This is a genomic window from Streptomyces sp. NPDC057963, from assembly GCF_042887155.1.
GTDB lineage: Bacteria > Actinomycetota > Actinomycetes > Streptomycetales > Streptomycetaceae > Streptomyces.
Genome location: NZ_JBHVPX010000026.1, coordinates 20,841 through 42,419, shown reverse-complemented (window position 1 = coordinate 42,419; position 21,579 = coordinate 20,841). Strand labels below are relative to the sequence as shown.

The window sequence follows — 21,579 nt, the reverse complement described above, 5'->3', positions numbered from 1 at the left end:
CGGAGAACGGTTTGCCGACGAGCGCACGAGGTGTTGTCGGTCGAAGAACGTGTCGAAGAGCTTGAGAGAGCAGACCGTGCAGTGTGGAATTTCCTGGGCCGGAGTCATGGGTCGCGGTCACGAGGATATTGTCAAATCCCGGGGGAGTGGCAAACCTCTTCCGGCCTCAACCGAAAGGACACCCGATGAGCCAGTTTTCCGTCGCTCCGGTCATCGGGCGCGTAGATGCGGAGAACTGCTACGAAATCCTGGTCGACGGCGAGCGCACCGGGCTGACCGCCTACCGTGACCGCGGGGAACTGCGCGTCTTCCACCACACCGAGATCGACGACGCCGTCGCCGGACAGGGCCTGACCTCCCGACTGATCCAGGAAGCGCTCACCGGCGTACGGAACTCCGGGAAGCCGATCGTGCCCTTCGCCCTTACGTGGCCAAGTTCTTGAAACGACATGAGGAGTTCGCCGACATCACCGACCCCGTACGGTCCGACGTCCTGCGGTGACTGGACACGGAACCGGGCTGACCGCGCACCGCTTCTGTCCCCGGAGTGCACAGGGCCTGCCTGTCGCTCGCTCTGCCGCTTCCTCCGCGGCTAAGGGCTGTCCCGTAATCCCTGGCGGGCGTGCGACGACAGCTACGGCACCTCGCCGCGTTGTCGGAACGCCCGAATACATCCAGTATGAGGGCGTCCCTCCGCCTTGCGATGCACCGCATCTGACGCCGCACGCTGATCCACCAGGGATTACGGGACAGCCCTTAGTATCCGAGCAGCTGAATTCCACCGGCGTGCTGTTCCATCGAAATGGCGTCGGAATGGCGTCAGTTCCCGCAAAGACACGAACGGGGTGTTGTTGTGGAGCAATGGACAAGGCGTGAGGACGAGCGGCTGCTTTCCGGGAAAGGCCGGTATGTTGCCGATATTCGCGTTCCTGGATGTCTGGACGCGGCATTTGTGAGAAGCAAGGTGGCCCACGGCGTACTGCGTGCCGTGGACTGCACGGCGGCCCGGGATGTGCCGGGGGTCGTGGGAGCCTGGTCGGCCGCGGATCTGCCGGAGCTTCCACCGGTTCCGTACACCCTGCTGGCCAGGCTCTCCACGGAGGACGCCGTCGCGGGCCGGGAGTGGCCGGCCCTCGTGACGGACCGGGTGCGGTATCCGGGCGAGGCGTTGGCGGTCGTCCTCGGGGAGGACCGGTACCGGGCCGAGGACGGGGCCGCCGAGGTCACCGCCATGATCGATCCGCTGCCCGCCGTGGTGACACCCGCCGCGGCGCTGGACGACTCCGTCCGGCTGTTCGACGGACTGAGCAACGTCGCCCTGCGCGGCGAGGCGGGAGAGCCCGTCGATCCGTCCGTCTGGCAGGACGCCGCAGCCGTGGTCGAGGCCACGTACCGTCAGCAACTGCTGATGCCCAGCCCCATGGAATGCCGGACGATCCTCGCCGTACCGGACGGAGACCGGCTGACGGTGTGGTCGGGGCACCAGATGCCGCACCGGCTGCGACGTGAACTGGCATCACTGCTCAGCTGGTCCGCCGACCGGATCCGGGTCGTCGTCCCGGACACCGGAGGCGCCTTCGGGTCGAAGAGTGCCGCGTTCCCCGAGTTCGTGGTTGTCGCCTACCTGGCGGTGAAGCTCGGGCGGCCGGTCCGCTGGATCGAGGACCGCCTGGAGTCGACGCTCGTCGCCACCCGGGGCAGGGGACAGGATCAGACCGTACGCCTCGCCGCCGACGCGGCAGGACGGCTCCTCGCCTACGAGCTGACGATCGACGCCGATGTCGGCGCCTACCCGCACCTGGGCGTGGGACTGCCGATGCAGACGGCGTGGATGGCGACTGGCGCGTACACCACCCCACGCGTCCATGCGACCCTGCGGTCGGTGCTCACCAACACCATGGTGACCTACCCGTACCGTGGCGCCGGGCGTCCCGAGGCGGCGATCGCGATCGAGCGGGCGATGGACCTGCTCGCCCGGCGGCTCGGGATCGACCCGATCGAGCTGCGGCGGCGCAACTTCATTCCGCCCGATGCCTTCCCGTACGAGACGCCGACCGGACGCCGCTACGACAGCGGGGACTACGCCGCCGCCCTGGACCTGGCGCTGGAGACGCTCGGCCACGAGAAGTGGCGTGCGGAGCGGGCCCGTCGTCGCGAGGATCCGGACGCGCTGCCGCTGGGCATCGGAGTCTCCTGCTATGTGGAGCGCTCGGGCGGTGAACCCGGTGGCCTGCACGAGTTCGGCAGCCTGGAAGTCCACGAGGACGGCATCGTCACCGCCCGCTGCGGCGCGGCCCCGAGCGGCCAGGGGCACGAGACGGTCTTCCCCGCCCTGGTAGCCAAGGTCCTTGGCATCCCGGAGGCGCGGGTCCGCCTCGTCGAGGGCGACACCGACGAACAGCCCGAAGGACTGGGCTCGTTCGCCAGCCGGTCGGCCCAGGCCGACGGCGCCGTGCTCCAGCACGCCGCGACCCGCCTGATCGAGGAGGCGCGCACCCGGGCGGCGAACCTGTGGGACCTGCCGGTCGACGAGATCGAGTGGTCGGACGGCGCCGTACACGCCGCCCACGACGGTTCGGCAGCCACCGGCCTCGGCGAACTGGTGAAGTCGACCGGCCCGTTGCGCGTGGAGGAGCGCTATGAGGCCGGCATGGCGTTCCCCTTCGGCGCACACGCTGCGGTGGCCGAGGTGGATCCGGAGCTGGGCACGGTGAACGTCCTGCGGCTCGTGGCCGTCGACGACTGCGGCGTGGTCCTCAACCCCATGGTGGTGCGCGGGCAGGCGTTCGGATCGGCCGTGCAGGGTATCGGCCAGGCCCTCTACGAAGGCATGACGTTCGACGACGCGGGAGTGCCGCGGCTGGCGAACGGCTTCCTGGACTACCTGCTCCCGACGTTCACGGAGGTCCCGCCCATCGACATCAAGGACACCCGCACACCCGGCCCCGGCACACCGCTGGGCGCCAAGGGCGCGGGGGAGTCGGGCTGCATCGGCACCCCGGCCGCCATTGTCAACGCCGTGGCCGATGCCCTGCGGATCGCCGATCCCGGCCTGCTGCAGATGCCGCTCACCCCGGACAGCGTCTGGCGGGCGGCGCAGGCCCCGAAACATGAGGAAGGCGTCCGGTGAAACCCGCATCCTTCGACTATGTGGTCCCTCGTACGGTCGCCGAGGCCGTCGAGGCACTCGGCGGCACCAGGCGCAAGGCCCAGGTGCTTGCCGGAGGACAGAGCCTGATCCTGGAGATGCACCTGCAGCGCATCCGCCCCGAACGCGTCGTCGACATCAACCGCATCCCGGAACTGGACCGCATGAGCGTCGAGGGCGACGAACTGCGCGTGGGCGCCCTCGTCCGCCACGCGGCCTTCGAGCCGGCCGGTGCCGTACCGGGCCCGCTCGGCACCCTGCTGTCGCGGGCCGTGGTCAACATCGCCCACCCGCCGATCCGTTCTCGCGGGACCATGGCCGGCAGCTTCGGCTGGGCCCATCCCGCCTCGGAATGGTGCGCCATCGGCGTTGCCCTGGACGCCATCGTGGAGGTGACCGGCCCCGACGACGCCCGCGCGATCCCGGCCGGCGACTACTTCCTGGGGCCGTACCGCACCGCACGCCGACCGTGGGAACTGATCACCGCCGTACGGCTCCCGCTGCTCGGCGAGCACACCGGGGTCGGCTTCATCGAGCACCGCCGAACCCACTTCTGCTTCGCCCAGGTCGCCGTCGCGGCCGCTCTCACGGTGCACGACGGAGTGATCGGCGACGCGCGGATCGGACTGGTCAACTCTGCCGACCGCCCGGTACGGGCCCGTGCCGCCGAACGCACCCTGCTCGATACCGAAATCGGCACGCTCCCCGCGGGGCGGCGGCTGCCCGACGACCATCCGTTCGCCCGCGCCGGCCGAGTCGCCGCCCAGGAGGACGCCGCACCGCTCGCCGAACCGTACGCCGACGTGGAGTACAAGCGGCAGGCCATCGCCGTCCTGGTCGGCAGAACACTCCGCGAGGCGGCGCTCGACCTGCGCGCACGTCTCGCCGCACGCGAGAGGGACCACCGATGAAGATCACGCTCACTGTGAACGGAACCGCACACCGCCTCGACGTGGAGCCCCGGCGCCTGCTCGCCGACGTCCTACGTGACCACCTGGGCCTGACCGGTACGCATCTGGGCTGCGAGCACGGCATCTGCGGGGCCTGCACCGTGCTCATGGACGGCGAGCCGGTCCGCGCGTGCCTGGTGCTGGCCGTGCAGTGCGATGGCAGCCCCGTTCGTACAGTGGAGGGCCTCGCGGGACCCGGCGGCGAACCCCACCCGCTGCAACGTGCCTTCTCGGCCGAGCACGCGCTCCAGTGCGGCTTCTGCACACCCGGCTTCCTCATGGTGGCCGCAGGAGCGCTCGACACCGATCCCGACCTCGCTGACCATCCGGAGGCCATCGCGAGCGTTGTCGGCTCCAACATCTGCCGGTGCACAGGCTACGAACCCATCCGACGCGCCATCACGCGCGCGGCCCAGGAACAACGGGAAACCACCGCCTGACACCCGTCTGCCCCGCGCGGGGACGCGGCTCCCCGGAGTCGGCCGAGGAGAACGCCATGAACGGTGACGGCGATCTCGAGCTCGGTCGCGAAGGCGATGGCATCGGTGATGCCGGCCTCCGGCAGCGGTCGCGGTCCTGCAACGCCCCGGGCTGATCGGTCGCTCTGGCCGGGCACGACACGGGTACCACCCGTATGGCCAGCGGTATGTCCGGATTCGCGGTGCAACTCGCCCTGAAGGACATCGAACTGGCCGCGGCGGCTGCCGCCCCCAGCCCTATGCTCCAGGTCGTCCGAGACCGCCTGGAAGCGACCGTCGCAGCCGGCCACGACAGCGCGACCTCGCCGCCGTCGACTGCTTGAGGAACCCGCCGTCGTAGTCCTTAGGTGCTCGGCGATCCGAGGATCAGTAACGATGTCACCCGGCCGGGCTCCCCGGCGCGGGGCGCAGGGGACAACCGGTTCCCGTGAGCCGGCTCGTCGGCGTGCTGTGGGCATCGCGCGCACCGCGCTCAATGTGATTTGCCGCAGTGTCGGGCGCGCTGCTGCCTGCCCCGCTCGGGGAGTACGGAGGTCTCAGGCACCGGAGTCCGGGGTACCGGTGGCCGCCTGATGCGGTACCGCAGGTCCGGACGTGGTGTCGAAGGCATGGGTCACCTCGGGGAGGGTTTTGGGCGTGAGCAGTTCACGAGCCCTCTCCTCTTTGGCGGCGGTCGGTGGCCGTCAGCCGGACGTGATGCTGGGCGAGGTGTTCCGCCCAGGAGGAGACCAGATAGGTTTCGACGAAGCGTTCCGGGGCGTTGCCGTCCTGGTAGAGGCCCCAGGTGAGGGCTCCCGTACGGCGTCTGGACCGGGCCACGTGGTGCATGCGGTCCGTGAACTCGGCCCGGTTGTCCGCGGGGACCCGGTAGGCGACGGAGACCAGGACCGGGCCGTCGGCCTCTCCCGGCTCGAACACCAGGGGAGGCGCGGGCCAGTGGTCGGAGGTCGAGGGGTTGATCCCCTCGCTGTCGTGCAGCGGCCACCGCCGCACCCGTCCTACTCGTCTCCGGCCCGGGAGAGTGGCACGCCCCGCACGGTGTGCGAGCTGACGAGGAACCTCTGGCTCGATGTGCTACGGGGTGAGTCAGTTGCGCAGGAGTCTGCTCACGGTGGGCATCGCCACGTACGTCATCAGCACGTTGACGACGCAGGCGACGATCGCGCTGCTGAGCAGGAGTGGGAGCGCGGCCAGGCGTGGGATGAGGAAGAGGCTGCCGAGCACGGAGATCGGGTAGATCGCCAGGGTCGCGCTGATCGCCATCTTTCACGGAGGCGGTGCGGGCCGTGTCGAGCCCGGCTTGGCGAACCAGGTTTTCATGCCGGTCGGTTTGCGTCGGGCGATCTCGGTGTGGTGGTGTCCCTGGCAGTCGGCGAACCAGGAGGCCCGCTCGGGCGAATCCTGCCAGGCCCGGCAGGCCTCCGCGTCCCGGAAACGGTGGACGAGGAACCAGGGGCGTCGCCGCCGAAAGGGAGGAAGAGTTCGTATCCCTGGTGGCCGGGGAAGGCGGCCGCGCTGTCGAGGATGTCCTTCGCCCACGACTCGGAGGCGGCTTCGTGACCGGGCTCCACCCGGCGGGCCATCACAAGGGTCACCTCGCCGGTGCCGGCGGGGACATTGGTGTGCTCAAGGCTGACCGTGGTCGCACATACTCCTCGTGATCACACCGCGCCCGTCCGCACTTTGCGCCCTGCTCGGTCAGCTCGGGCTGTCTGTTCGGTGGCGTCAGCGTCCCAGCTGGGCGTCGAGCCACGTGAGGACCTCGGGGGTCACGGGGTCGGTGATGTCCGTGAACTCCTGGTGCTTCTTGAGGAACTTGGCCACGTACGGGCAGACGGGGACGATCCGCATCCCGGAGGCGCGGACGTCGGTCAGGGCCTGCTCGACGAGGATCGCGGCGAGTCCCTGGCCGGCGTGGGCGTCGTCGATCTCGGTGTGGAAGAAGACCCGGCGGTCGTCGCGGTCGCGGTAGGCGGTCAGGCCGGCGCGCTTGTCGTCGACGAGGATCTCGTAGCGGTGGCGGGCATCGACGCGACGGACGAGGGGGGTAGTGCTCTGCTCGCTCATGACGGTCCTTTCGGTGGGGGGTCAGTGATGGGAGGGGTTCTTGCGGGGGGCGATGACGGCGTTCGGCAGGGCGGGGGCGGGCAGCCGGTCGCCGGGGTAGCCGTCGACGCTGCCGAAACGGTCGGAGGCCCGCTCCCATTCCTCCCGCGCCTCGACGATGTCCTGATGGCTGCGGCCGATGAAGTTCCACCACATGACGATCTCTTCCCCGAACGGCGTGCCGCCGAGCAGGACCGCCCGTGCGCGGTGGTCGGAGGCGTTGGTGAGGGTGAGCGTCGTCCGCCCCGTGGCCACGTAGCCGAGTTCGGCGGGGTGGAGGACCGTGCCGGCTAGGTGGACGTCGCCTTCGTCGACGAGCAGGCCGTGTTCGAAGGCCGGGTCGACGTCGAGGGTGACGGTGGCGCCGGGGTCGAGGAGGAGTTCGGCGCCGAGGAGCGGGGTGAAGGTGCGGACCGGGGAGGTCTCGCCGGCCAGTGTGCCCAGGAAGACCCTGAGTTCGGCGCCGTCGACGCGGAGTGGCTCAGGGGCGTGGTGCTGGAAGTCGCGAGGGGCGTGGCGGTGTTCGTCGGGAAGGGCCAGCCAGAGCTGGACGCCGTGCAGGACGGCGGTGTCGGGTGTGGAGACCTCCGTGTGGCTGATGCCGTGTCCGCCGGTCATGAGGTTGATCTCTCCGGGCCGTACGAAGGCGTGGGTGCCCAGGCTGTCGCGGTGCTCGATCTTGCCGGTGAAGAGCCAGCTCACGGTCTGCAGTCCGGTGTGCGGGTGAGGGGCGACGTCCATGCCGCCGGAGTCGGCGACCAGGTCGGGGCCGTAGTGGTCGGCGAAGCACCAGGCCCCGATGAGCGTCCGGGCCCGCTGGGGCAGTGTGCGGCGTACGGTCATGGCGCGTGGGCCGCCCAGTGGGACGTCCCGGGCCGTGAGGACCTCGACCTCTGTGTCGCCCATCTCCTGACCCCTCCAATGTAGTTTTGATTTCAACAATTATGGAGGATGATAGCCGTGACGACAACGCCCGGCAACAGACGAAGGAGTACAGGGTGAGCGAGACGGCACAGGTCACGACAGCCCTCCGGCCCACCGGACGGATCCACCTCGACAAGCAGAGCCCCACCGCGTACCAGGCACTGGTGAAGACGGCCGACGCCGTCCGTACCACCGCCGCCGATGCGGGTCTCGACCGGATCCTGGTCGAGCTGATCAACCTTCGCGTCTCCCAGCTCAACGGCTGCGCCTACTGCCTCGACGTGCACACCCGGGCCGCGCTGCGGGCCGGTGAGACCACCCGGCGCCTCGGCGTGCTCGCCGCCTGGCGCGACACCGAACTCTTCACCGCCCGCGAGCGCGCCGCCCTCGCTCTCGCCGAGGCCACCACCCACCCCGCCGACTCCCTCGCCCAGGAGCGGGCGTACGCCGAGGCCCACGAGGCGCTGAGCGACGACGAGCTGTCCGCGGTGATCTGGGTGGCCATCACCATCAACGCCTTCAACCGGGTGTCGATCCTGAGCAAGCACCCGGTACGGGAGACTCCCTCCCGCTGAAGCGCATGACCCGGCTCACGGCGCGGCGGCCCACCCCGCACCCGGGACCGAGAGTCGCCACAGAACCGCCGCGCCCGTGGCGAGCAGTGCCAGCGCCACCGCCAGGACGAGGGAGATCCCGATCTTCAGGAGTACGGCTCCGGCGAGGGCGCTGAGGAACATCGCCAGCACGGACAGGATCCGTCGGCCGGGCCGGGGCGCCGCTCCGCCGGCCGGGCCGGAGTCGGCGGCGAGCCCGGTGAGGGTGAGGGTGAGTACGGTCGTCGTCAGGTCGGGGACGCCGAGCCGCCGGGCGACCGCGTTCTGCAGCCCCATCGCGAGGCCGAGGAGCACGATCAGGGTGTACTGGACGGTGGTCCCCACCTTGTCGTGCCCCGCGACGGTCGTGCCGAGCGCCCCGGCGAACAGCACCGCCTGTACGGCCATGGCCGAGGCGAGCAACCGGCCTCGGTGCACGGCGAACCGGACGCCGAAGCGGCCGCCGGCCAGCGCACCGGTGAGAAAGGCCACCAGGGAGACGACGGAGGCGAGTGCGGACAGGCCGTCGGCTCCCGCCAGGGCGAAGCCGAGGAACACCACGTTGCCCGTCATGTTGGCGACGAAGACATGTCCGAGCCCCAGAAAGCTCACCGCGTCCACCAGACCGGTCACCACCGTGAGGGCCAGCATCAGCGGCGGCAGTGGGCCATGCCGGTCCCCCTTCGGGGGGACCAGCGTGCGGGCCGCGTCAACCAGCAGCGTGCGCATCGTCGGATGCTCCTTCCGCGACGGAGGGGTGGTGCAGCAGTGCGCGCGTCAGCAGCCCGCTGACGGGACCGAGGACGAGGGCGGCGACGGAGACCCACACGGGCCACGGGGCCAGCCCGAGAGCGTGATCCGCCGACCAGCGGCCGGGGCCGGTGAGCGCGAGCACCGCGGCCACGACGACGAGGAAGAACGGGTACTCGTACCCGTCGTGCTGCACCCACAGCCCATTGCGCCACTTGACGGTCGTGGCCACCGTCATCACTCCCGCGGCGGCCATCGCCGCCGCGGGAGTGAGCAGCCCTGCCGTCAGGAACAGGCCGGCGCCGACCTGGCCGCCGCCCGCCGCGAGCGCGGTGAGCCGGCCGCCGCGGAACCCGTCCCGCCGGAACTCCTCGGTTCCCCCGGCCAGGCCCTCGCCGCCCAGCCGGAAACTGACTTTCTGCACTCCGTGCCCGGCGACGAGGAGTCCCGCCACCAGCCGGAGGACCAACAGTCCGGTGTCCATCACGTTCCTGCCTGTTCCCGTCTTCTCCGTCCCTGTCCGTCCCCGGTTTCTCAGCCGGCCGCGTGGGCGCCGATCATGGCCTGCGCGTAGACCACCCCGAGGCCGTAGGCACCGGCGTGCTCCTTGACGACGTCGGTGGTGGCGACGTACGTCTCGGTGCGCGCCCAGTCGCGCTGGAGCTCCAGGAGCGCCTGGACCCAGGTCACCGGTATCGCGCCGCCCTGGATCATGCGCTGCACGGCGTGCTCGTGCGCCTGCGGGCTGACGCCGCCGGACGCGTCGGTCACCACGTACACCTCGTAACCCTGGGCGATGGCGGACAGCGTGGGCAGGACCACACAGACCTCGGTCCACAGGCCGGCGATCACGAGCTTCTGGCGTCCGGTCGCCTTCACCGCCTCGACGAAGGCCTCGTCCTCCCAGGCGTTCATCGAGGTGCGGTCGATGATCTTCTGGTCGGGGAAGACGTCGGCGAGCTGCGGCAGGATCGGGCCGGAGAAGGACTCGGCCGCCACGGTGCTCAGCACGACCGGCACGTCGAAGACCCGGGCGGCCTTTGCCAGGCCGACGGTGGAGTTGATGATCGCGGTGCGGTCGCCGCTGCCGGTGCCGAAGAACATCTGCGGCTGGTGGTCCACGAAGAGGACGGCGCAGTTGTCGGGGGTGAGCAGGTCGGGGCTGGGGGCCGCGGTGACCTGGGCGATGTCGACCATGGGAGTACTGCCTTTCGTCGTGGACACAGTGGATACACAGGTGAATCGGTGTGGTTTCAGAGGGAGACACAGGGGTCGAGAAACCCGTCCCCGTCCGCGTCCCCGCGCTGGGGTACGAGGCCCCGGCGGACCCGCCACCGCAGGTGCTCGCCGGCCTCGCCGACGGCCTCGCCTATCAACTCGGCCTGGCGGACGCCGCCGAGGCGCGCGGGGTCGGCGGACCGGTAGCCACCGAAGTGCGCGACCGGGCTCCAGGCGGGGGTCACGGGCGGCAGTTCCTCGTCGAGGCCCTCGTACTCGCCGGCGGCGTACACGATGCGGCCGCCCACGACCGTGAGCAGGGACTCGATGTGAGGGATCACGGGCTCCGGCACGGTGAAGTAGTCCTCGGAGAGGACCGCGAAGTCGCCCAGGTACCCCTGGCGCAGGACGCCCTTGACGTCCTGTTCGCCGGTGAGTTCCGCGCCCGCCGTGGTGAACATCGCGAGCGCGGTCTGCCGGTCGACCCGGTTGGACGGCGGGCGGATGAGGCAGTCGCCGACGGTGCGGCCGGAGACCAGCCAGTGGAGAGCGACCCAGGGGTTGTACGTGGAGACGCGGGTGGCGTCGGTGCCGGCGCCGACGGTCAGGCCGCGCTCCAGCATGGCCCGGATCGGCGGCGCGGCGGCGGCGGCGCCGATGCCGTAGCGGCGGACGAAGGCCTCGCCCTGGAACGACAGCCGGTTCTGCACCGACAGGGCGCCGCCGAGCGCGGCGATCCGGTCCAGGCTGTCCTCGGTGACGGTCTCGGCATGGTCGAAGAGCCAGCGGTTGCCGGACGGGAACAGGCCTTCGGCGGCGAGCCGTTCGAAGACGGCGAGGTCCCTGCGGATGGTCTCGTCGTAGGTGGCGTGCAGCCGGAAGCCCCAGCCGTTCTCCATGAGGAGCCGCACGGCCTTCTCGAATTCCGCCTCGTAGTCGGAGGCGAGTTCGGGGCGGGGCTGGGCGAAGTTCTCGAAGTCTGCCGCGGCCCAAGTCAGGTTCTCTCCCGCGCCGTTGAGCCGCAGCCACTCGTCGCCGTCCTCGGGGCGGGCCGTCTCGACCCAGCGGGTGAGGTCGGCGATCTCCTGGCCCGCGGTCTGCGGGAAGAGGTGGTAGGCGATGCGCAGCGACAACTGTCCCGCCTTTGCGAGGTCGACGACCGTGGCGTAGTTGTCGGGGAAGTTCTGGAAACCGCCGGCCGCGTCGATGGCCGAGGTGAGCCCGAAGCGGTTGAGTTCCCTGAGGAAGTGGCGGGTGGAGGCCTTCTTGTCCTCGTCGTTGAGGACCGGGGCCTTGGCGAGGGTCGAGTAGAGGATCAGGGCGCTGGGCGCAGCGAGCAGCATGCCGGTCGGCTCTCCGTCCCGGCCGCGTACGATCTGGCCGCCCCGGGGTTCGGGGGTGTCCCGGGTGAAGCCGGCGGCCCTGAGCGCCGCCCGGTTGAGCACCGCCGACTGGTACAGGTGCAGCACGAACACCGGAGTGTCGGGGGCGGCGGCGTTCAGTTCGGCGACGGTCGGCAGCCGCCGTTCCGCGAACTGCTCGGCCGACCATCCGCCCACCACACGCACCCACTGCCCCTTGGGCGTACGGGCGGCCTGTTCGCGAAGCAGCGACAGGCCCTCGCGGAGACTCGGTACGCCGTCCCAGCGCAGCTCCAGGACATAGTTGAGGCCGCCGCGGATGACGTGGAGATGGGAGTCGTTGAGCCCGGGCACCATCCGGCGGCCGAGCGCGTCGACGACTCGGGTCGCGGGGCCTACATGTCCGCCCATGTCGTGGTCGTCGCCGACGGCGAGGACACGGCCGTCGCGGACGGCGATCGCCTGGGCGGCGGGGCGGGACGGGTCTCCCGTGTGGATCTTCGCATTGCGGACGACGAGGTCCGCCGCGTTCTCGGTGACGCGGGGCACCAGCCCGTCGACCGGCATCGTGGACACCTTCCGGAAACCTCCTGCGACGTGGACGAACGGCTCTCGATCCGCTTCGTCGTCACGCTAAGTCCGCTCACGGCGCTCGGTTTTCCCGAGAGCGCACCGGCATCGTTCCGACAGTGCACTCAGGGCGTAGCCCGGTTCACCATGCGTTGCGGGGAACATCGCGGTGCGGGCGCGGGCCAGTCTCCGAGCCCGTCGCGGCCCAGTAATGCAACGGTCTTCTGTGTGATGGTGGGTCGGTCTCTGGTGGTTGCGTGGCCTCGTCGTCCGTAGTGGCTGGTGCGGCCTGGTGTTGTCTGCGGCGGCGCCGGTCGGACCAGTGCAGACGTGCTCGATGCTTGAGCGGGGCCGGTCGAACACGCGTGGGCCGTGGGCGCCATTGCCGTACGGGCGGCGTTTCCACTTCTGCCGGGGCGGACCCGGGAACAGGTCATGGACGGCGTGGTCGATGGCCCGGCGGGTGACGACGGTGTCGTGCCGGGTGGTGGCCATGACGTGGCAGACGTCGGCCCGCTCAAGCTCGTGCCGCCAGCCCTTGCTGTAGCCGTAGGCGGCATCGGCCGTCACCCAGCCGAACGGGATCTTCTCCGCGATCGCGCGGCGGACCATCGCTTTCGCCATGGCGACTTTGGTATCGAAGCCGGTCGCGTCGTCGATCCCGGCCCGTCGGCACCGCTCGCGGTCGTCGGTCCACGACGTGGGCCCCGTAAGGGCAGCCGGATCAGGCGGCGGACTCCGACGCAGGCCGAGAACGCGGGGAACACCAAGCAGATCGAGACCGGGACGGTCCCGGGCGACGCCGGCGGACTCATCGGTGGCGTGTTCTACGTCGTCGACCACATCGAGAAGGTCGGCGAACCGCAGGTCCTGAAGAAGACCGAGGGCTGCGACGGCTGGTGGGACCAGCTCTTCTACGACGGCGACTGCACGATGACCCAGAAGATCGGGTACAAGGCCGACCTCGACCTGTACATGTGCACCACGGAGGTCTGGGAGAACTCGTGCTTCTCCGGGGACACGCTGTACCTGGGCGAGCACAAGACGGAGACGCAGTACACCGAGGTCACGCACACCATCACGATCGCGGAGTACCAGCAGGGCGTCGACCCCGTCGACATCCTCTTCGGCAGCTGGATCCGATGCGCCCAGAAACTCACCCCCGGTGGTGAGAACGGGAGCTGGGGCGGTTGCGCCTGGGCCGTGGTGGATGTGGCGTCACTGTTCGCCGGCAAGATCATCCGCCCCATCGCGGACGCCGTCCGGGCGATGGACGCTGCCGCCAGGACCGGAATCGGATTCATCGACGCCTGGGCGGCCCTGCGTTCGCTCCGGTTGTCCGAGGTCGCCGTCGCGGGCATCGCCAGCAAGATCATGCAGGCGGTGTACGAGGCGTGCGAGACAGGCACTTCGAGGGCGCTGCCCACCGCCGGCGCTCGGGCGTTCGCCGCTCAGAGCTCGCCTCAGGAGTGCATAGAGACGGTCCTCAAGGGCCTGGTGAAGGACGGAGACCACGTCGTCCTCGGCATCAACCCCTACGCGGACGACCTGGCGAAGACCATCGGCGCCAAGACGTTCAACAACGGTGCCTATGGCGCGAACCTGCCCCGGGAGATGGGTATGGGCGAGCGTCTGATCTGGACGGTCGGAGTCGAGAGGACGGTGTCCAACCCCAACGTGCGGCTGACGGTCTCACTGGACGGCGTCGCCGGCGCCACCAACGCCGACGACGCGCTCAAGCGTCTCCTGCAGCGGGGTGAGACGATCAACGGCAGCGACTGGGAGATGATCAGGTCCAGCGGCTACGGCACCGCGTGGGAGATGACAAAGCTGCGCACCGCGGTCAGGCTGGGCGATCGCAGCTGGTCGTCGATCGAGTGGCGCATGGGCGGCAAGGAAGTCTTTCCCGAGCGCTCCAAGCTGGCCCACGGGGAGCCGGTGCCGTGATCAAGAGAGGGCTTCGGGCATGACCGATTTCATCCGTACCGGGAGGCTGTTCCGCGTGGTCGGGTTCAACCCGTCCCACCGGCAGCTCTTCCTGCACAGCGAAGCGACGCTGATCGACAACACCTCGACCCACATCGAGGTGTACATCGGCCACGTGGAGCTGATGCTCTTGCAGCCTTACTACCGCAACGGCCTGCACATCCGGCGCGCCAGTCCGGAGGAGTTCGCGGCGCTGGCGGAGCGGCACGGGCTGAAGCCCGACAATGCGGCCCACACCTGGATGCTGGACCCTGACGGCGACAGCTTCGTCGTCGGCAGCAACCCGAACTGGCGCGAAGCGGAGTACGCGCTGATGGGCGACCGGGAGTCGCTGTACGCCGGGCCCTGGCCGCCGGACTTCCCGGCGGATTCGGGGAACGTCTACTGACACCTCGGCGCTGCGGACATGAAAGGTGAGGGCGGCACCCGTATCGCGGGTGCCGCCCTCGGCTTGTCACTCATGGTCCGGCATCGAACGCGACTCGACCTCGAAGCAGGCAGTTCCGCTGATCAGCTGGCCTGCTGGCAGGCGCCGGGCAGCCCGGCCGGAACGGCTACTGTTCTCCTGCAGCGGGGCCGCGAGTCCCACGGGGACGCTGTCCGACTTGCACGCGCACTGCCAGAACCGTATGCACAGGTCGGCTTCGCCGGGGGTGAATGGACCGCGCCCTGGACGTCTACGCCGCCTGGCTCCAGTAGGGTGCAGCCCTCTCGCCACGACCATCCCGTCATCGAGGCCCTTACCGGGGATCGGAAGCGTGTCCGGCTCAGGGACGCGAACCCAGGGCGCTGATCATCATGAACAGCGCATCCTCCGAGGGGTCGTCGAGGCGGTCGCCATTCTCGCTGTCGGCGCCGTAGCACTGAGCCCCCATCGTTGCCTCTCTTTCACGCGCTGGAGAAGCGGGGCTGGCTGGTGCGGGCGAAGGACGGACGGTTCACGCCCGCGCCCGGAGCAGTCGGCCGGGGCGCTTCTCCGGCCAGCGCGGAGCGTCTCCGGCCAGGCGCCGGGACAGCCTGATCACGGCGGCCCACCACACCATCTGGGCGTGGTGGTCGAGGCGGCGTTCGTGGTCGCGGTTGAGGCGGCGTGAGCAGGAGAGCCAGCTCAGCGTGCGCTCCACAACCCACCTGCGGGCCAGTACGACAAATCCGCGTTGTCCGTCGGAGCGGCGCACGACCTCGATCCGGACTCCGTGGCGGGCGAACGCCTTCGCCAGCGCCGGACCCTGGTAGGCACTGTCGACCCACACCAGCTTCAACAGCCGGCCCGGCTGGTCCATGAACGTCTCCAGCAGCGCGGGGGCGGCCTTGGAGTCGTGCACATCGGTCGTGGTCACGGTGACCTCGAGGAGCAGACCCTCGGTATCGGTCAGGATGTGACGCTTGCGCCCGTCACGTGACTTGCCGCCGTCGTATCCGCGACTGTCCTCGCCGACGGTCTCGGAGGCGTCCACCGACTGACTGTCGATGATTCCCGCGCTGGGCTCGGCATTGCGGCCTGCGCGTGCCCTCGCCGTGAGGCGCAGGCGTTCGTGCAGTTCACGCACGTAGTCGCAGGCCCGCCGGCGGCGGAAGAAGTCGTAGACCGCCTGTCAGTGCGGGAAGTCGACCGGCAGGGCCATCCACTCGCGCCGTTGTCGACCAGGTAGCGCACAGCGTCGGGCATCTCGCGGTGGCAGTACGTCTCCGGACGCCCGCCACGCGTGAGGAGCCAGGCCGGCACCGGCATCGCGGAGCGGACCTCGGCCCACTCCGCATCCGTCATGTCACTCGGATAGCAGCCTGCCCGCAGTCCTGGAGCGATCGAACCGAACCGGTGCACGTAGCAGTCACACCCAGGGGTGACCGTGGTGGACGCAGGCACGGTGGTGCTCAACTGATCAGGCAACGGGCTTCCTTGGTCGTGCTGGGTCTCGTAACCGCGTCACTACCAAGGTGCCCGTTCTTTCATGCCCGCGGCCGCACCCGTACCTCTGTCCAGACGAACACCGCGCCGCACACCTCGAACGAAATCCGGTTTGCCACAACGCACTTATGCCGGTGAGTCCCTTTTCGACCAGTCCTTGCGAGGACCGCTGCGGGTGATCCTCCGGGTCATCAGGGTGATGAGTGCCCAGGTCAGGTGGGCTTCGGAATGTTGTGGCAGACGTTCGTAGTCGCGGACGTTGCGCCGGGCCTTCATGATCCAGCCGAGGGTTCGTTCGACTTTCCAGCGGCGGGGCAGGACGACGAAGCCCTTCGCACCGCGGGGCCGGGAGACCGTTTTGAGGGTCATGTTGAGGAAGTCTTCGGACCAGTTGACGAGCTGGCCGGCGTAGGCGGAGTCAGCCCAGACCTGCGTGATCTGCGGTTGCATGAGCCGTAGGCGCCAGAGGAGTTCGCGGGCTGCGTCGCGGTCGGTGGTGTCGGCGGGTGTCACCGTGATCATCACCGGAAGCCCGAGGGTGTCGACGGCGATGTGTCTCTTGCGCCCGTTGATCTTCTTTCCGGCGTCGAAGCCGCGGGTGGCCTTGGAGACGGTCTCTGCCCCTTTGACCGACTGTGAATCGACGATCAACGTCACTGGCCAGGCGCATCGGCCCTGGCCAGCGCGGATCTGCCGACGAAGTTGATCACGGAGGAAGGCGATGACGCCACGGCGGTGCCAGGCGGCGAAGTGGTAGTAGACGGTCTGCCAGGGCGGGTAATCGGCTGGCAGCGCGCGCCATTTGACGCCGTTGTCGACGAGATAGCGGATCGCGTCGACTATGTCACGGCGGTGCCACTTCTCCGGCCGACCGCCGGTCTTGGTCTGGCAGGCCGGGACGGGAAGCAGCGGTTCGTTCTCTGAACTAAGTCGTCACGCCGCTTGATGACTTGTGTAGCCTGCGGTCGGTGGACATGGGACTGAATGCAGATGACTGGCTGGCAGATACGCGGACGTCTTATGACACCGTCGCTGCAAGTTACGCAGAGCTGACACGTCACATCTTGGATGAATCACCGGAAGAACGTGCGGCCTTGGCCCTGTTTGCCGACCTGGTGCGTGCCCAAGGCGGCGGGCTGGTCGCGGACGTGGGGTGTGGGACAGGCAGGATCACAGGCCACCTGCGGGAGCTGGACCTGGACGCGTTCGGCATCGATCTGTCACCTGGAATGATCGATGTGGCCCGTCGCCATCACCCTGGGGTGCGGTTCGATCTCGGTTCCATGACGGACCTCGCCTTGGCTGACGCCTCGGTGACTGGCCTGGTCGCCTGGTACTCACTGATCCACATTCCTGACGACGAGATCAGCTCGGTTCTTGCGCATTTCCGTCGAGTGCTCCGGCCCAGTGGGCCGTTGCTGCTCAGCTTCCATGTCGGCGATGAGTCGCGGTTGAAGACGGAGGGCTATGGCGGGCACCCGATGAAGGTCTATGTCCATCGTCGGCAGCATGACCAGACGATTGAGTGGCTTAACGAAGCTGGCTTCGCCGTCGAGACGCACAGGACTCTCACCTCGGCCGAGAGCAAGTTGGGAGGGATCACCCTCGCGCGTCGTCAGCCTTGAGTGTCTCCGCCAGTCGCCTGGCGGAGACGGGATCAGGTGGCTCGTGCGGCGATCTCGTGGAAGGTCGGAATCCCGAGGTTGATGGTCGTAGCCCGGCGTCGGCGGTCGTCGAGCTGAGCGAGCTTGTTCTTCGTGCCGGCAAGGCTGAAGCGCAGACCTTCGGCCTCGCCGAGCCAGCCTTCGCGATCGGCCTCAGCGATCCGCTCGTCCAGATTGCTGCGGATCGCTTCCAGACGGAGCCGCTGAGCAGGGTCGATGCGGAGAAGTGGGCAGCGGACGCAGCTGTGTTCATGCTGGCAACTTGTGCCGTAGGCGCGACCGCAGTCGCCCAGAGCAACCTTCCTCCGCTCGAAGTGGCCGAGGAACTCTTCCCACTCTGCATCGGTTGGCGTGCGGTACTCCTCACTGGGACGCAGTGCCCGGCGGCGGGCGATGAAGGCCCGGTGACCGTTGATCGCTTCCTCGGGATAGACCGCCTTGTAGCCCATGGTGGTGTTGATGTTTTTGTGGCCGAGGATGAGCTGGGCGATGTGGGGTGGCATCCCGTTCATGATCGCTTCTGTAGTGAAGATCCTCCGGAAGTCGTGCGGCTGGTAGTTCAGAGGCTGCCCGGTGGCGTTGGTAAGGCCGGCGGCCTGGAGGATCTCGTTGAGTTCCTTCCGGATGGTCTTGGAGGAGACAAGCCCGCAGCTGACCTCCGCTGGACCACTGGAAGAGGAGTGGAGTTGGCGGATGCCAGATCTTCTCCAGGCCGTCGTGGAAGGGGATCAAGGGGATGGCCCCACTGGCCCCACGGACCCGGCTGACGATCGCGCTGAGGACGTCGGCGAGTTCCGGGCTGACAACCATTCTCTGAACTAGGGTCGGGAATCGCCCAGTTGTGGTGTCCTGGTGTGTTTCCAGACCAAGATCTCCCTGAGGGCAGCAGTAGCTGCCGCTCGTGACGCTCGGGAGGAGCCCGCAGCGACGGTGTTCCGTCGTCCTGGGTCGGGTAAGGATCCGGCGTCGCGTGGATCTGCGAGAGGAATGTTCGAAGTGAGTGACTCTGTGACCAACGAAGACGGTGTGAACGTGGAGCCGACGACCTTGACGATCTCGGCGGAGAGCCTGGCCGATGCCGGGCTGGAGTCGCAGGTCCAGTCGTGGATCGGCGAAGGCCCCAACGAGTCGATCACCGCCGATCAGATCGCTGCGATCGTTGGCGAGGACCAGCTCGCCCAAGCCGCCGAATCCCTGGGCAAAACCCCCGACGACCTGGCTGCGGACCTCGCCGCCAAACTCCCCGGACTCGTCGACGCCGCGAACGCGCAGGGCCAAACACTCGAACTCCAGGGCCAGTTGCGTGGGTTCGCCATTATCGCGCCGGCCAGCGACCTGACCCTCATCGACGAGTTGCCGATCGACGGTCACGCAACACTTCAGCTCAAGTACTTGTAGGCCAGCGACCCCGGGAGTGCGAAGGTCCCTGGCCGAAGCCCCCGGTCGGTGCGTCGATCAATCCGCGTGCCGATCGAATACCGCTTCCCGAACGGCGACTTCGCCGATTGTCGGGAACCCGAGAAGAACGGGCGATGCGGCCCGCTCCTTTTGAGTGTTCAATCGGGTGATCTTCTCCTCGGCGGCGGCAAGACTGCCCGAGAGTCCCTGGATCTCTCCGGACATTCCTCGCATTCGGTTTCGGATACAGAGCCCGGGCCGGCAAAGCGGCGTGCGCCGGGAGCGGCCTGCCGGTCATGCCGGGTCCTTGTCCGAGGGTTTGGTGCCTGGATCATTGCTGGCGATGCGGGCGATGGTGGGCATGCCGACGTCGACTGGGAGAGCGGCCTTTGAGTGGCGGTCGATCTGAGCGAGTTTGTCACGGGCGCCGGCGAGGCTGATCCTGAGCCCCTCGGCCTCACCGCGCCAGCCCTCACGTTCGGCTTCGGCGATGCGGGCGATCAGGTTGTCGTGGATCTCTGCGATGCGGGGTCGTTGGGCGGGATCGGGCCAGTGCATGCTGCAACGCAGGCAACTGTGTTCGTGGATGCAGGGGGTCCCGAACGCGCGGCCGCAGGTGCCGGTGGCGACTTTCCGCAGTTCGAAGTGGCCGAGGAACTCGGTCCATTCCTCGTCGCTGGGGACCCGGTACTCCTCTCCGGGCCGAAGGGATCGGCGGCGGGACAGAAACGCCAAGTGGGCCTGGATCGCCTCTTCGGGGTAGACCGCCTTGTAGCCCATGGTCACGTTCAGATCCCGGTGACCTGCGATGATCTGGGCGATGTGAGGGGGCAGGCCGCTCATGATGGCGTCGGTAGTGAAGATTCTTCGGAAGTCGTGCGGGGTGTAGTGCAGTGGCTGTCCGTCGGCGGGGTCGACCAGTCCGGTGTGGGCGAGAGCACCGTTGAGCATCGTTCGCAGTGAACTGTCGCTGATCGCACGGCTCTCGGACTTGAAGCGACGCTGGAACAACACCGGGGACGGCGCCTGCCAGAGACACTCGTAGCGGTCGTAGGCGGGAACGAGCGGCACCAGCGCCCGAGGGTTGGCGGACCCGGCGAATGATGGTCGACAGCACGTCTGCGAGCTCCGGTGAGACCACGAGAAGACGTTCCTCATCGGCCTTGGACGGGACGATCTGCAGCAGCGGAACGAGTTCACCGGTCGTCGGGAGCCGATACTGGATCAGGCTGTGGTGGCTGATCTCCAGCAGTTCCTCCACACGGCAACCGGTGAACCGAAGGACCTCCACGGCAGCCCAGGCACAGAATGCGTGGTCTTCCTCGTGTTCCAAGTCGCGACGCTCTCCGGTGGCCGGGTCGTCTGCCCACACCTTGTCCGAGACGCTCTTGACGACACCGCAGGTCAGAGACTGGCCGCCGGCAGTGAAATTGTCCCCGGGCGTGGTCTCCCGTGCGGCCCGCAAGAGGGCTTCGGCGCTCTTGCGCCGGTCGTCGACGGTGCGCACCAAGACCGGTAGAACCGGTAGCCGTTCGCGCGTGCGCGCGTCCATGCGTGCCTTGCGCCGTCGCCCGAATTTCCGCTGATTGATCTCCTCCTTCCCGACGGGGCAGGGAGCAACCCACAGCCCCCAGCGACCCGGGTCCTCGATCGCCCACTGCGCGAGATCGAGGTAGAGGGCGCGCACCGGTGTCAGGCATTGGCGGTAGCCGACCCGTTCGACCGTGACCAGGGTCCTTTCGCCGGACTCGGCAGTGATCATCTGGGGTTTTGTGCGCTGGCGCCGCTTCCACGCATCAGCGACCTCCCTGGTCAGGCGCAGGTTCTCGATGCCGGGGTGGTGCTCCTCAAGGTCGACCCAGAACCGCTGTCCCAGGTAGTAGGCGAGGTTCTTCAGGCTCGTGTAGTCCATCGCAGGCTGGCGTTCGCGCAGGTAGTCCACCAGCAGGTCGCGGACAGGCCGGCAGGCCGGCTTGTAGCGGTCGATCAATTCCGCCGGCGTGAGCTGCCCCGCGGTACGGAACTCCCGCAGACGCGCGGGCGCCTGGGCACCGAGGATCCCCATCTCGTGGAGCATCCGGTAGAACACCTTGGTGTCCCGGGTAGCCGCAGCGAACGTTGCCGATTCGCAGTCCAGCAGTTCCAGGACGTTGCCGACAGTGATGTCGGCAAGCATCCCTCCCTTGGCCGCGTTGATCAGGGAGCTCCGCCTCACGGTGTAGTTCCCGGCCGCGGCGGAGACGCCGGGGTCTCCGTTACACAGCTCGCGCAGTCGTGCGAATCCTTGCGGATCGCGGATCCTGGCCAAGTTCCTGGCCAGGGATCCTTTGCCCGCAGCGCCGGAAACCAGACAGCCCAGCGAGGGACGTACGAGGTCCGCGCAGATCGCCACGACAAGCGATCCGGACAATTCCTCGCGCAGCCATTTGGAGTTCCTGCCGCGCTCCTGAAGCCATCTGATCGGCACCTGCCGCCAGGCGCCGTCGGCGGCATCGGCGCCGCTGGCCAGCCAGCGTTCCTGCC

General features: G+C 68.6%; 22 protein-coding genes and 2 pseudogenes. 10 read left to right on the top strand and 14 right to left on the bottom strand.

Annotated elements, in window-relative coordinates; all coding sequences use genetic code 11:
* The first annotated feature begins 185 nt into the window (after positions 1–185).
* The 5 genes and pseudogenes from ACFVT1_RS35210 (at position 186) to ACFVT1_RS35190 (ending at position 4,900) form a co-directional block, all read left to right on the top strand.
* Positions 186–502 (top strand): annotated as a pseudogene (locus tag ACFVT1_RS35210) (GNAT family N-acetyltransferase).
* 450 nt (positions 503–952) lie between these two features.
* A complete protein-coding gene (locus ACFVT1_RS35205; protein ID WP_389803235.1) occupies positions 953–3,130 on the top strand; it encodes a xanthine dehydrogenase family protein molybdopterin-binding subunit in 2,178 nt (725 codons plus the stop codon).
* Positions 3,127–4,059 (top strand): FAD binding domain-containing protein, encoded by a 933-nt coding sequence (locus tag ACFVT1_RS35200; protein ID WP_389803232.1) that lies wholly within the window; start codon positions 3,127–3,129, stop codon positions 4,057–4,059. The genes ACFVT1_RS35205 and ACFVT1_RS35200 overlap by 4 nt, the downstream gene beginning before the upstream one ends.
* Positions 4,056–4,538, top strand: coding sequence for a (2Fe-2S)-binding protein (locus tag ACFVT1_RS35195; RefSeq protein ID WP_389803229.1), 483 nt, complete (start codon positions 4,056–4,058; stop codon positions 4,536–4,538). Before ACFVT1_RS35200 ends, ACFVT1_RS35195 begins: the two co-directional genes overlap by 4 nt.
* A gap of 206 nt (positions 4,539–4,744) precedes the next feature.
* Positions 4,745–4,900, top strand: a complete 156-nt coding sequence (locus tag ACFVT1_RS35190) for a hypothetical protein (protein WP_389803227.1) — start codon at positions 4,745–4,747, stop codon at positions 4,898–4,900.
* Positions 4,901–5,222: 322 nt separating this feature from the next.
* Here ACFVT1_RS35190 and ACFVT1_RS35185 read toward each other — a convergent pair whose 3' ends face one another.
* The 4 genes from ACFVT1_RS35185 to ACFVT1_RS35170 all read right to left on the bottom strand — a co-directional run bounded on the left by ACFVT1_RS35185 (position 5,223) and on the right by ACFVT1_RS35170 (position 7,589).
* A complete protein-coding gene (locus ACFVT1_RS35185) occupies positions 5,223–5,570 on the bottom strand; it encodes an MFS transporter (protein WP_389803224.1) in 348 nt (115 codons plus the stop codon).
* A 93-nt stretch (positions 5,571–5,663) separates the two neighbouring features.
* Positions 5,664–5,840, bottom strand: a complete 177-nt coding sequence (locus tag ACFVT1_RS35180) for a hypothetical protein (protein ID WP_389803222.1) — start codon at positions 5,838–5,840, stop codon at positions 5,664–5,666.
* A gap of 462 nt (positions 5,841–6,302) precedes the next feature.
* A complete protein-coding gene (locus ACFVT1_RS35175) occupies positions 6,303–6,644 on the bottom strand; it encodes a GNAT family N-acetyltransferase (RefSeq protein WP_382946535.1) in 342 nt (113 codons plus the stop codon).
* Between the two features lie 21 nt (positions 6,645–6,665).
* Positions 6,666–7,589 carry a pirin family protein gene (locus ACFVT1_RS35170; RefSeq protein WP_389803219.1) on the bottom strand — a complete coding sequence of 308 codons (924 nt, stop codon included), beginning with the start codon at positions 7,587–7,589 and terminating at the stop codon, positions 6,666–6,668.
* A gap of 92 nt (positions 7,590–7,681) precedes the next feature.
* Between ACFVT1_RS35170 and ACFVT1_RS35165 the strand changes: the two genes are divergently transcribed.
* Entirely contained in the window at positions 7,682–8,182 is a 501-nt protein-coding gene (locus tag ACFVT1_RS35165) for a carboxymuconolactone decarboxylase family protein (protein ID WP_389803216.1), read from the top strand.
* A gap of 15 nt (positions 8,183–8,197) precedes the next feature.
* Here ACFVT1_RS35165 and ACFVT1_RS35160 read toward each other — a convergent pair whose 3' ends face one another.
* The 5 genes and pseudogenes from ACFVT1_RS35160 to ACFVT1_RS35140 form a co-directional block, all read right to left on the bottom strand.
* Entirely contained in the window at positions 8,198–8,929 is a 732-nt protein-coding gene (locus ACFVT1_RS35160; RefSeq protein ID WP_389803214.1) for a YoaK family protein, read from the bottom strand.
* Positions 8,910–9,434 (bottom strand): DoxX family protein, encoded by a 525-nt coding sequence (locus ACFVT1_RS35155; RefSeq protein ID WP_389803211.1) that lies wholly within the window; start codon positions 9,432–9,434, stop codon positions 8,910–8,912. Before ACFVT1_RS35155 ends, ACFVT1_RS35160 begins: the two co-directional genes overlap by 20 nt.
* 50 nt (positions 9,435–9,484) lie before the next feature.
* Positions 9,485–10,147, bottom strand: a complete 663-nt coding sequence (locus ACFVT1_RS35150) for a hydrolase (RefSeq protein WP_389803208.1) — start codon at positions 10,145–10,147, stop codon at positions 9,485–9,487.
* Positions 10,148–10,203: 56 nt separating this feature from the next.
* Complete coding sequence (locus ACFVT1_RS35145; protein WP_389803325.1) at positions 10,204–12,096, bottom strand: amidohydrolase; 1,893 nt, start codon at positions 12,094–12,096, stop codon at positions 10,204–10,206.
* A 339-nt stretch (positions 12,097–12,435) separates the two neighbouring features.
* Positions 12,436–12,813, bottom strand: a pseudogene (locus ACFVT1_RS35140) (transposase); the annotation flags it as partial.
* Positions 12,814–13,032: 219 nt separating this feature from the next.
* Between ACFVT1_RS35140 and ACFVT1_RS35135 the strand changes: the two are divergent.
* Together ACFVT1_RS35135 and ACFVT1_RS35130 are read left to right on the top strand one after the other, a co-directional pair.
* On the top strand, positions 13,033–14,046 hold the full coding sequence (locus ACFVT1_RS35135) for a polymorphic toxin type 27 domain-containing protein (RefSeq protein ID WP_389803323.1): 1,014 nt from the start codon (positions 13,033–13,035) through the stop codon (positions 14,044–14,046).
* Positions 14,047–14,065: 19 nt separating this feature from the next.
* Positions 14,066–14,473 (top strand): hypothetical protein, encoded by a 408-nt coding sequence (locus ACFVT1_RS35130; RefSeq protein ID WP_389803205.1) that lies wholly within the window; start codon positions 14,066–14,068, stop codon positions 14,471–14,473.
* A gap of 550 nt (positions 14,474–15,023) precedes the next feature.
* On the opposite strand, the gene ACFVT1_RS35125 is transcribed toward ACFVT1_RS35130, so the two are convergent.
* Positions 15,024–15,635, bottom strand: coding sequence for an IS5 family transposase (locus ACFVT1_RS35125; protein ID WP_389803203.1), 612 nt, complete (start codon positions 15,633–15,635; stop codon positions 15,024–15,026).
* 485 nt (positions 15,636–16,120) lie between these two features.
* Entirely contained in the window at positions 16,121–16,903 is a 783-nt protein-coding gene (locus ACFVT1_RS35120) for an IS5 family transposase (protein ID WP_389803320.1), read from the bottom strand.
* A gap of 71 nt (positions 16,904–16,974) precedes the next feature.
* Between ACFVT1_RS35120 and ACFVT1_RS35115 the strand changes: the two genes are divergently transcribed.
* Positions 16,975–17,619, top strand: a complete 645-nt coding sequence (locus ACFVT1_RS35115) for a class I SAM-dependent DNA methyltransferase (protein WP_389803318.1) — start codon at positions 16,975–16,977, stop codon at positions 17,617–17,619.
* A gap of 32 nt (positions 17,620–17,651) precedes the next feature.
* On the opposite strand, the gene ACFVT1_RS35110 is transcribed toward ACFVT1_RS35115, so the two are convergent.
* Complete coding sequence (locus tag ACFVT1_RS35110; protein WP_389803315.1) at positions 17,652–18,263, bottom strand: tyrosine-type recombinase/integrase; 612 nt, start codon at positions 18,261–18,263, stop codon at positions 17,652–17,654.
* 403 nt (positions 18,264–18,666) lie between these two features.
* Here ACFVT1_RS35110 and ACFVT1_RS35105 point away from each other — a divergent pair, with 403 nt between their 5' ends.
* On the top strand, positions 18,667–19,056 hold the full coding sequence (locus ACFVT1_RS35105; protein ID WP_389803200.1) for a YidB family protein: 390 nt from the start codon (positions 18,667–18,669) through the stop codon (positions 19,054–19,056).
* 57 nt (positions 19,057–19,113) lie between these two features.
* On the opposite strand, the gene ACFVT1_RS35100 is transcribed toward ACFVT1_RS35105, so the two are convergent.
* Both ACFVT1_RS35100 and ACFVT1_RS35095 read right to left on the bottom strand, forming a co-directional pair.
* On the bottom strand, positions 19,114–19,281 hold the full coding sequence (locus ACFVT1_RS35100) for a hypothetical protein (protein ID WP_389803198.1): 168 nt from the start codon (positions 19,279–19,281) through the stop codon (positions 19,114–19,116).
* 69 nt (positions 19,282–19,350) lie between these two features.
* Positions 19,351–20,214, bottom strand: coding sequence for a tyrosine-type recombinase/integrase (locus tag ACFVT1_RS35095; protein ID WP_389803313.1), 864 nt, complete (start codon positions 20,212–20,214; stop codon positions 19,351–19,353).
* Positions 20,215–21,579: the final 1,365 nt, after the last annotated feature.

Coding starts and splice junctions, on each gene's coding strand:
- ACFVT1_RS35195 (WP_389803229.1), top strand. CDS start 4,056: ATGAAGATCACGCTCACTGTGAACGGAACCGCACACCGCCTCGACGTG.
- ACFVT1_RS35190 (WP_389803227.1), top strand. CDS start 4,745: ATGTCCGGATTCGCGGTGCAACTCGCCCTGAAGGACATCGAACTGGCC.
- ACFVT1_RS35180 (WP_389803222.1), bottom strand. CDS start 5,840: ATGGCGATCAGCGCGACCCTGGCGATCTACCCGATCTCCGTGCTCGGC.
- ACFVT1_RS35175 (WP_382946535.1), bottom strand. CDS start 6,644: ATGAGCGAGCAGAGCACTACCCCCCTCGTCCGTCGCGTCGATGCCCGC.
- ACFVT1_RS35170 (WP_389803219.1), bottom strand. CDS start 7,589: ATGGGCGACACAGAGGTCGAGGTCCTCACGGCCCGGGACGTCCCACTG.
- ACFVT1_RS35160 (WP_389803214.1), bottom strand. CDS start 8,929: ATGCGCACGCTGCTGGTTGACGCGGCCCGCACGCTGGTCCCCCCGAAG.
- ACFVT1_RS35155 (WP_389803211.1), bottom strand. CDS start 9,434: ATGGACACCGGACTGTTGGTCCTCCGGCTGGTGGCGGGACTCCTCGTC.
- ACFVT1_RS35150 (WP_389803208.1), bottom strand. CDS start 10,147: ATGGTCGACATCGCCCAGGTCACCGCGGCCCCCAGCCCCGACCTGCTC.
- ACFVT1_RS35145 (WP_389803325.1), bottom strand. CDS start 12,096: ATGCCGGTCGACGGGCTGGTGCCCCGCGTCACCGAGAACGCGGCGGAC.
- ACFVT1_RS35135 (WP_389803323.1), top strand. CDS start 13,033: ATGACCCAGAAGATCGGGTACAAGGCCGACCTCGACCTGTACATGTGC.
- ACFVT1_RS35130 (WP_389803205.1), top strand. CDS start 14,066: ATGACCGATTTCATCCGTACCGGGAGGCTGTTCCGCGTGGTCGGGTTC.
- ACFVT1_RS35100 (WP_389803198.1), bottom strand. CDS start 19,281: ATGTCCGGAGAGATCCAGGGACTCTCGGGCAGTCTTGCCGCCGCCGAG.
- ACFVT1_RS35095 (WP_389803313.1), bottom strand. CDS start 20,214: ATGAGGAACGTCTTCTCGTGGTCTCACCGGAGCTCGCAGACGTGCTGT.